Source organism: Clavibacter tessellarius (assembly GCF_001618005.1).
Classification (GTDB): Bacteria; Actinomycetota; Actinomycetes; order Actinomycetales; family Microbacteriaceae; genus Clavibacter; species Clavibacter tessellarius_A.
This window is the reverse complement of record NZ_LQXA01000012.1, coordinates 1-2,555: the sequence shown is the minus strand read 5'-3', so window position 1 is coordinate 2,555 and position 2,555 is coordinate 1. Positions and strand designations below refer to the sequence as shown.

Below are 2,555 nucleotides of genomic sequence, written 5' to 3'. Positions count from 1 at the left end.
CCGCATCCGCCACCCGCCGCAGCGCCGCCAGCACCACGCGGACCGGCGCCTGCGCGAGCGCGTCCGGCCGGGCGAGCACATCGACGTGCCGCACGAGCCGCGCGCCGACGACCGGCCGCAGCACCATCCCGTCGACCGCGAGCGGCGCGCCGGTCGTCCGCGGCATCACGGCGATGGCGTCGCCGGCCCGCACGATCTGCGCCGCCACCGAGAACTCGTTGACGCGGTGCACGATGCGCGGCGCCTGCCCGATGAGCGCGCCGAGGTGGTCGAGCACGCCCGCGAGCGGGAAGCCCGCGTGCGTGGAGATCCACCGTTCGTCGCGCAGCATCTCCGGCGTGATCGCCGCCGACGACGCGAGCGCGTGCCCGGCGTGGAGCGCGATGTCGAGCGGCTCCACCAGCAGGGGAACCACCACGAGCCGGGCGGTCGGCCACGGCGGATCGTGCGGGAGGCGATGCGCGACGACGAGGTCGTGATCCGCGGTGAGGCCCGCGAAGTCGCCCTGCGCCACGTCGGCGTCCGCGAGCGAGACCCGGATGCCCGCCCCGGATCCGCCCGCCCCGGATCCCTCCGCGCCCGCCAGCTCCGCGAGCAGCGGCCCGAAGAGCGCGAGCCCGGCGCTGTGGAAGGCGGACACGCGCACGGCCCGGTCGTCGTGCGCGAGGAACGACCCGACGGCATCGCGGGCGGCGGCGAGCGCCTCGTCCACGCGCGTCGACGCCGCGGCGAGCGCCTCGCCGGCCTCCGTGAGCGCCAGGCGCCGCCCACGCTTGACGGTCAGCGGCACGGGCACGCCGGCCTGGAGCGCGGCGAGCTGCTGCGATACGGCCGACGCGCTCACGTGCATCGCGACCGCGACGGCCGCGACGCTCCCGCGATCGCCGAGCTCGCGGAGGAGGCGGAGGCGGGCGGGATCCATGAGCCCTGTCTAACGCATCGATGAAGACGATGCCCGTCGATCTTCCGGGTCTGCTGCCGGACAGTGGGGGCATGGCCTCCCCCACCCGTCCCGGACCCGTCGTCGACCTGCTGCTCCTGGCGGTCGCGGCCGTGTGGGGCGCGAGCTTCCTCGCGGCCAAGGACCTCGCGGCGGAGACGGGCGTGCCCGCGGCCGTCGCGCTGCGCTTCCTCGTCGCCGCGGTCGCGACCGGGATCGTCTGCCTGGCCCGGCGCGAGCGGCTGCCCCGCGGGCGCGGCCTCCTGATCGCGGCAGCGCTCGGCTGCTCGCAGGCCGCCGTCATCGGGCTGGAGACGTGGGGCGTGCACCTGACGAGCGCGACCAACGCGGGCCTCCTCATCAGCCTGGCGCTCGTGATGACGCCCGTCCTCGAGGGCGCCGCGTCGCGCTCGTGGCTGCCGCGGTCGTACTTCGTCGCCGCGGTCGCGGCCGTGGTCGGCGTCGCGCTGCTGGTCTCCGAGGGCGGGCTGCGCGCGCCCACGCCGGGCGACGGGCTGGTGATCGCCGCGGCCGTCGTGCGGGCCGTGCACGTCACCGCGAGCGGGCACCTCACGCGCGGGCGGAGCGAGGGGTCCCTCGGCGTGGTCCTCGTGCAGATGGGCGTCTGCGCGGCCCTCTTCTCCGCGCTGGCGGGGCCCGACCTGCCGGCGGCGGCCGCCTCGCTCGATGCCCGGGGCTGGGCCGGCGTGCTCTTCCTCGGGGTGCTGTGCTCGCTGTTCGCGTTCGCGGTGCAGCTCTGGGCGGTGCGGCGCACGTCGGCGTCGCGCGCGAGCATCCTCATGGGGACCGAGCCGGTGTGGGCGCTGCTGGTGGGCGTGGTGGTGGCGGGCGAGGCGATCGGGCCGGTCGGCGCGGGCGGCGCGGCGCTCATCGTCGCGGCGTCGTACGCGGGCCAGGCGATCGAGCGGCGGCACCGTGCATCCGTCGACGCCGCCCGCGCCGGAACCCGCGAGGATGGGCGCATGCCCCAGCCCGACGCGGCGCCGCGCCTGCCCCATCCCGCCGCATGACCGCGCCCGACCGCCGCTTCCCCCGTCGCGTCTACCGCGAGGGCGCCGAGCCCGACGTGCGCTTCAGCCTCGCCAACGAGCGCACGTTCCTCGCCTGGATCCGCACCTCGCTCGCGCTCCTGGCCGGCGGCGTCGCGCTCGAGGCGCTCGCGCTCGGGCTGCAGCCGGGGTTCCGGCTGGCCGCGTCGCTCGTGCTGATCGTCGCCGGGATCGCCGCGCCCGCCCAGGCGTGGATCGGCTGGATGCGCACCGAGCGCGCCCTCCGCCGGGACCGCCCGCTGCCGTCGGCCGCGCTGTCGCTGCCCCTCGGGATCGCGGTCGTCGGCGCGGGCGTGCTCGTGCTGCTGGGCGTGCTGACCGCGTGAGCGCGCCGGACCCGGCCGGGCGCCCCTTCGACCCTGGCCTCCAGCCCGAGCGCACCGCCCTCGCCTGGCGCCGCACGGCCCTCGCGCTCGTCGTCGGATCCCTGTTCGGGCTCCGCGCGCTCCCGGCGCTCCTCGGGCCGGCCGGGCTGGTCGTCGCCGCGGCGGGCGTGATCGCCGCCCTGGCCGTGCTCGCGACCGCGCACCTCCGCTACCGGCGGG

General features: G+C 77.8%; 4 protein-coding genes. 3 read left to right on the top strand and 1 reads right to left on the bottom strand.

Annotated elements, in window-relative coordinates; all coding sequences use genetic code 11:
• Positions 1–922 (bottom strand): LysR family transcriptional regulator (locus AWH51_RS02225; protein ID WP_063070512.1); only part of this gene is annotated, 922 nt, incomplete at its 3' end.
• Positions 923–993: 71 nt separating this feature from the next.
• Between AWH51_RS02225 and AWH51_RS02220 the strand changes: the two genes are divergently transcribed.
• The 3 genes from AWH51_RS02220 to AWH51_RS02210 all read left to right on the top strand — a co-directional run.
• Positions 994–1,971: a DMT family transporter gene (locus AWH51_RS02220; RefSeq protein ID WP_063070511.1), complete on the top strand. Its 978-nt coding sequence runs from the start codon at positions 994–996 to the stop codon at positions 1,969–1,971.
• Positions 1,968–2,336 carry a YidH family protein gene (locus AWH51_RS02215; protein ID WP_063070510.1) on the top strand — a complete coding sequence of 123 codons (369 nt, stop codon included), beginning with the start codon at positions 1,968–1,970 and terminating at the stop codon, positions 2,334–2,336. Before AWH51_RS02220 ends, AWH51_RS02215 begins: the two co-directional genes overlap by 4 nt.
• Positions 2,333–2,555: DUF202 domain-containing protein (locus AWH51_RS02210; protein WP_131798095.1), on the top strand; the 223-nt coding region annotated here is incomplete at its 3' end. The genes AWH51_RS02215 and AWH51_RS02210, both read left to right, overlap by 4 nt.

Coding starts and splice junctions, on each gene's coding strand:
- AWH51_RS02220 (WP_063070511.1), top strand. CDS start 994: ATGGCCTCCCCCACCCGTCCCGGACCCGTCGTCGACCTGCTGCTCCTG.
- AWH51_RS02215 (WP_063070510.1), top strand. CDS start 1,968: ATGACCGCGCCCGACCGCCGCTTCCCCCGTCGCGTCTACCGCGAGGGC.